Below are 5,685 nucleotides of genomic sequence, written 5' to 3'. Positions count from 1 at the left end.
TTCAGGTGTGATTATGTCTGATTCCAGATTGCAGGACCAGAGTATCAGGAATGGGTATTCAGTACTCTTTGTGGATGAAGATCCGGGTCTCCAGGAAGTGGTCCGTACTTTCCTGGAGAAATCCGGCATGTTCAGGGTTGATGTCTGTTTATCAGCAGAAAAAGCTCTCAATCTAAATTTTTTTACAAGTTATGATGCAGTTGTGTCAGAGTTCCGGCTGCCTGGCATGGATGGTATTGCATTCCTGGAAAAGACAAGAGATCTCTCAAAAAATATTCCGTTCATATTCTTTACCCGGACGACAGATTCCCGTGTAGTCATCGATGCATTAAATGGCGGGGCGAATTTTTTCATAAGAAAAGGGGAAAAACCCGGTCATCAACTGGCAGAGCTCATAGAACATATACATAAGGCAATCCGAAAAAAAAGCAATGAGGAAGATATCCAGGAGAGCGAGAAGAGATTTCATGATCTCGTGGATTTTCTTCCCCAGTTTATCTTTGAAACAGATCTTGACCTGAATATCACCTATGCTAACATGATGGGAATTACATCCGCAGGATTTTCTTCACTAAACCAGATACTTGGTTTAAATGCGTTATTCCTTATTGCACCCTCGTGCCATGAAAAAGTCCGGGAAGCCGTAAAAAGGCAACTACAGGGAAATTGTTCTGATTATCAGGAGTACCTGGCACAAAACAGGGATGGTTCCCGGTTTCCTGTGATAATTTATGCCTCGCCGATAAGGCAGGACGGAACAATTACCGGATTTAGGGGAATTATAGTTGATATAACGGAACAGAAAAAAAATGAAGAGAGAGTTCGGGAATCCGAACGAAAAATGGCTGCCCTGTTCCGGTACAGTCCCGTGGCATTCACCCTGGTTTCTGCAAAAGACGGTATTTTTATCGATGTCAATGAAGTTTTTATGAAAAACACCGGTTATTCCAGAAAAGACGTAATCGGTAAAACAGCGGACGAGATCGGAATTTTTGTTGATTCAGAATTATATACCCGGATGATTGCTAAACTCCGAAAGGAGGGGTATATCAGGAACATCGAACAAAAATGCAGATTAAAATCGGGTGAAGTCAAGTCCTGCCTGTTTTCATCATCTACTCTCATGATCGGGGAAAAACCTCACATTCTTTCCACCATTGAAGATATCACTGATATAAAGATTAGAGAGTCGGCGTATCAAACCATGGTTCGGAGCATGGTGGGCAAAACCGGAATCGATTCTCTTCAGAGTATTATCAGGAATATTAGGGCCTGGCTCTCGGCAGACTGCGTAATGATATGCAGGATTGAGCCCGGAAACCAGGTGTTCAGGGCATTGACCATGGATTTTGACGGAACTATGATGAATGGTTTTACGTATCCTGTCAGTGGAACGGCAGGTGAAAGGGTGATAAAAGAGGGTTTTTGTCTGTACCCGGACAATGTCTTGGATTTGTTTCCGGCCAGTTCATTTCTTGCAAAACATCATTTCAAGGGGTATATCGGGTTACCTCTTATAAACTCGAACGCGGAACCTTTTGGTGTTTTAAGTATTTTATTCCGTAATCCTTTCCAGCCATTTCCTTTTATCCGGGAGATCCTTGAAATTATCGCCGTGAAGGCTGCAGCCGAGTTAGAACATTCACAAATCGAGAGTATACTGATTGAAAAGGAGCATCAGCTGGCCGAAGCCATGCAACTTGCGCATCTGGTAAACTGGGATTTTGATGTCAAATCCGGGATGTATACCTTCAATGACGATTTTTATGCTCTCTACGGGACTTCCGCGGATCTTGAGGGAGGATACCTGATGTCGGCTGAGACATATACCAACAAGTTTCTCCATCCTGATGACTGGTATTTGGTTGAAGATCGTGCTAAGATAATTGGAAATATCCGTGATCCGGATTATTCGGATTACCTGGAACACCGGATTATCAGGAGAGACGGAGAAGTCAGATATATTTCAGTCTGTATCAGGATTACTCTGGGGGAAGATGGAAAGGTGATAAAAACCCGGGGAGTAAACCAGGATATCACTGATCGTAAATTGTCAGAGTTATCACTTAAAAAAGCAAACCGCCAGTTAAACATGCTTTCTGAGATTACCCGGCATGATATTCTGAACAAGATCTCGGTCATTCATGGGTGCCTGATGATAACTGAACAAGAGATGACGAATTCGTCATGTAGTGAATATTTCCGGGCCATGGAGTCTGCCGCAAGAGTAATACAGAACCAGATAGAGTTCACCAGGGTATACCAGAATATCGGGATCATTGAGCCACAATGGCTGGAGATATATCCTATTCTGCCCTGGTCATCAGTTCCTCCCGGAGTAATTATGACCGCTGATATACATGGACTCTCAATCTTTGCCGATCCAATGCTTGAGAAGGTTTTTTTCAATCTCTTTGACAATTCCATAAGGCATGGGGAACGGGTTTCAGAGATCAGGGTATCAATGCACCTGTCATCGCGGGACCTGACGGTGAGCTGGGAAGACAATGGTATCGGTATCCCATCCGATAAAAAAGAACTGATTTTTGAACGGGATTATGGAGATAATACCGGTCTTGGGTTGTTTCTAACCCGTGAAATACTCTCCCTTACCGGTATTAGTATCCAGGAAAACGGAATTTATGGAAAAGGAGCCAGATTTGATATGGTAATTGCAAATGGAGGATTTCGTATGAGAACGTATCAGGATTATCGTCCTAAATACTTTTAATTTATTTTTCTTTCCAAAATTATTATATTGTCCGTACCTGGTAAACATTCCCGACAATCAGGCATGATGAATAGGAAGATATATCTGTTATCTCATATATTACTAGATCAATAAAATAGTGAGTGATTTTGATGGGGGACAATATGCCTCTGCACTTCTCTACAGGGGACGAGGAGATTGCAGACTTATTCTGGGATATCGGGTTGAAACGCAATACTGCCCGCGTATTGGTACTTATGATAAAAGATATGGATCTTACGTCACGGGAGATAGAACGGGTTGTTGATCTCCGCCAGCCTGAAGTGAGTATTGCGTTAACCGACCTGATGAAAAAGAAGTGGGTCAGGATAGTCAGGCAGATAACGGAAAATAAAGGTCGGCCTGTTAAAATATATCATCTGGTAACCTCTCTCGATGATATCCTGGATGAACTCAAGACATCAATCGTCGGAGAATATGAGAAGAAATTTGCTGAGATCGAGCGGGTACGTGAGATGCTGAGGGAGATTAACCGGGAACGATCTGAATAATCTCTTCATTATTCCTTTCCGTCTCCGTTCCCCATGAATAATAATATCCCCTGTTTTTCGTAAATCCATAACACCGGTCATACAGCGATCCGGTTCCTGGCGCTATTGTAGTTGACTTGATCAGGTAATCCCGGATAGAATCTTGATATCTGAAAATATTGAGAGAAGATATTCGGATATGGATAAATACCCGTCTTGCTGATGCACCACCAGGTTTTCAGTATTCAAATTCAGCATTTCCTGTTTTTTTCATTATAAAAATTGTCTCTGCATATGGCTGGCGGTCACGTTCGGTACGGTTGAGAACCGGTCTTTTAAACTCCTGTATAATCGTAAGCATGCTTCTGTCTGCTATCTCCGGGTATAACCGGTGTCTGTCATTGGCAACGATACAAAAAAAACCATCATCGCAGATGAATTGTCCCACATTTATCAGGACATCACTGATATCATTGATATACCGCTCTTTTGCAGATTGATCTGTCCCTTTGGCTTTTGCTCCGATTTCATCGGGATCATACCGTTCGATATCAAAGAGTTCATATGCATAGGCATGCTGTTCATGGTAATCGATCTGGCCTACGTATGGTGGAGAGGAAAAGAGACCTGATATCTTTTTCTCTTTGAGCAACCGGGAAAATTCATGATCAGTCTGGCTTATCAGATTAAAAATATTCACGAACCTGGAATCGCCATGGATAATCCCGATATGAACCTGTTTTTTCAATACTGCAAAGGCAGACAACCGGTGTATCGTATCTTCCGTGTAATATTTCAGTCTTTTGCGGATACTGCCAACGGGAGTACATATCTTCAGATGCTTATAACAGTAATACGGGCCTGATTGTCGATCCTTGAGTGTTGCCAGATCATAATGAGTGGTTCCCCTGCAGGACCTGGCTGTTCGCGAGAGGATTAATCTCATAACCTTTTGTGCCTGCACATCCTTTTCACAATCAATTAGTTCGAGGTAATACCGTAATTCCTGCCTGATCCTCTTGTTATACCAGGTCCGGAGAAAGCCCGGCATATTCCCGTTGTCAAAAAGATGCGTTTCTTCCTGGGTGTTGTCATCAGGGAGAATGTCCTGGTTTTCTGTTATAAACTGCTGTATTTTTTCATTTCCATACGCCTGTTCATACCCGCGATCATCCTGTACCCGCAATTTATACTCCGGATTCGGGAAATACCTGGCATTAAAAGTGGATATCCGTCTTTTTAACTCGGTATCGTATCTATCATTAAAATTTTCCTGGGAAAACCGAAGGGTCCTTTGGTATGCTTCATCAAGTTTAACCTGGAGAGATGAGAGCCTGTAGTCGTCACATTTTACCTCTGCAACGAGGCAGTTAAATCCGGATATGTCAATACCCACTGAGTGCATACCCAGTTCAGCAGCTTGTACAAGGGTTGTTCCGCTTCCCATGAAGGGATCGAGAACAATATCCCCTTCCCTGAAAAAAACCGTTCTTTTCCAGGAATCTGTGTGTTTGTCGAGAAAATACTCAACAAGCTGGGGGATGAATTTGCCTTTGTACGGGTGCAGCCGGTGAACATGTTTTGTCGTATCTGATTCCCTGTACTGGTCAAATGAGATGTTCCAGTTCAGATCATCTCCCAGTTTCTCTCTCCACACCTGTTCTTTTTTCCTGATTATATCGTAATAATTCTGTAGTTCAGATTTTTCAACCTGGATTTCCCCAGTTTTTGAGGTATATCTTTTAACCCTTGCGTACTGGAGAAGATACCTGATATTCGATGGTGAAATATTCTTCCCCATGTACTTCGTCGCCCATTCTGCAGCTTCATTCAGCGATAACATATAACGGTTCATCTTGGTTCCATCAGGAATATTTTTGGTCTGCAAAGATAGGATCACTATTATATCTGGCTTTGTACCTGATGAGTGTAATCAAAAGTGCCTTAATACGATGATATTCACTTGATAAGGACTATGTGATAGGAGAACAATGGTACCATACCAGATTTAACAGGGGAACATATGTCATCCTTCTTTGGTAAACCGGAAAATATCAGGATATTTTTCAAGGATTTTGATCTTCTTGGCGATCAGTCCGAATCTGCTTTCTTTATTGATCTCTGTGCTGAAACAGAATCCCTGGATATATATAATCCTCAAAATTTTCCCTGGTTCGCTGCCCTTGAATCTCTTCTAACGGCTCTGGGAGATCACCGGAAAGCACGGGACCTTATCACCGGAAATATGCTCATCCGGGAAGATATGATATTCAGGCTGCGGTTTGCCGCCCATTCTGTTGCAATGGGTATACCCTCCGATGCAGAAGAAGAACTCAGGAATATCAGGAATGAAAAACACCGTGATCTTATCGGCAAACTGGGGGAGATATTATCAGCCGGCCGGCTCAATGAGCATGAAGAAGTAAAAAATCTCTGGGAATCGCT

At 42.6% G+C, this 5,685-nt stretch carries 4 protein-coding genes; 3 read left to right on the top strand and 1 reads right to left on the bottom strand.

From position 1 onward, the window contains the following. Positions 1–13 precede the first annotated feature (13 nt). Together LUQ50_RS03850 and LUQ50_RS03845 are read left to right on the top strand one after the other, a co-directional pair. Positions 14–2,731, top strand: a complete 2,718-nt coding sequence (locus LUQ50_RS03850) for a PAS domain S-box protein (RefSeq protein WP_300036444.1) — start codon at positions 14–16, stop codon at positions 2,729–2,731. Between the two features lie 143 nt (positions 2,732–2,874). Then, a complete protein-coding gene (locus LUQ50_RS03845; protein ID WP_300036441.1) occupies positions 2,875–3,261 on the top strand; it encodes a hypothetical protein in 387 nt (128 codons plus the stop codon). A gap of 217 nt (positions 3,262–3,478) precedes the next feature. Here LUQ50_RS03845 and LUQ50_RS03840 read toward each other — a convergent pair whose 3' ends face one another. After that, entirely contained in the window at positions 3,479–5,140 is a 1,662-nt protein-coding gene (locus LUQ50_RS03840; RefSeq protein WP_300036438.1) for a DNA methyltransferase, read from the bottom strand. 123 nt (positions 5,141–5,263) lie between these two features. On the opposite strand from LUQ50_RS03840, the gene LUQ50_RS03835 reads away from it, so the two are divergent. After that, on the top strand, positions 5,264–5,685 hold a 422-nt coding region (locus LUQ50_RS03835; protein ID WP_300036434.1), incomplete at its 3' end, for a hypothetical protein.

This window comes from Methanospirillum sp. (genome assembly GCF_028679455.1).
Taxonomy (GTDB): domain Archaea; phylum Halobacteriota; class Methanomicrobia; order Methanomicrobiales; family Methanospirillaceae; genus Methanospirillum.
The sequence above is the reverse complement of the archived record's forward strand: the minus strand, read 5'-3'. Positions and strand labels throughout refer to the sequence as shown.

Excerpts from the sequence above, each read along its gene's own strand:
- LUQ50_RS03850 (WP_300036444.1), top strand. The coding sequence starts at position 14 with ATGTCTGATTCCAGATTGCAGGACCAGAGTATCAGGAATGGGTATTCA.
- LUQ50_RS03845 (WP_300036441.1), top strand. The coding sequence starts at position 2,875 with ATGCCTCTGCACTTCTCTACAGGGGACGAGGAGATTGCAGACTTATTC.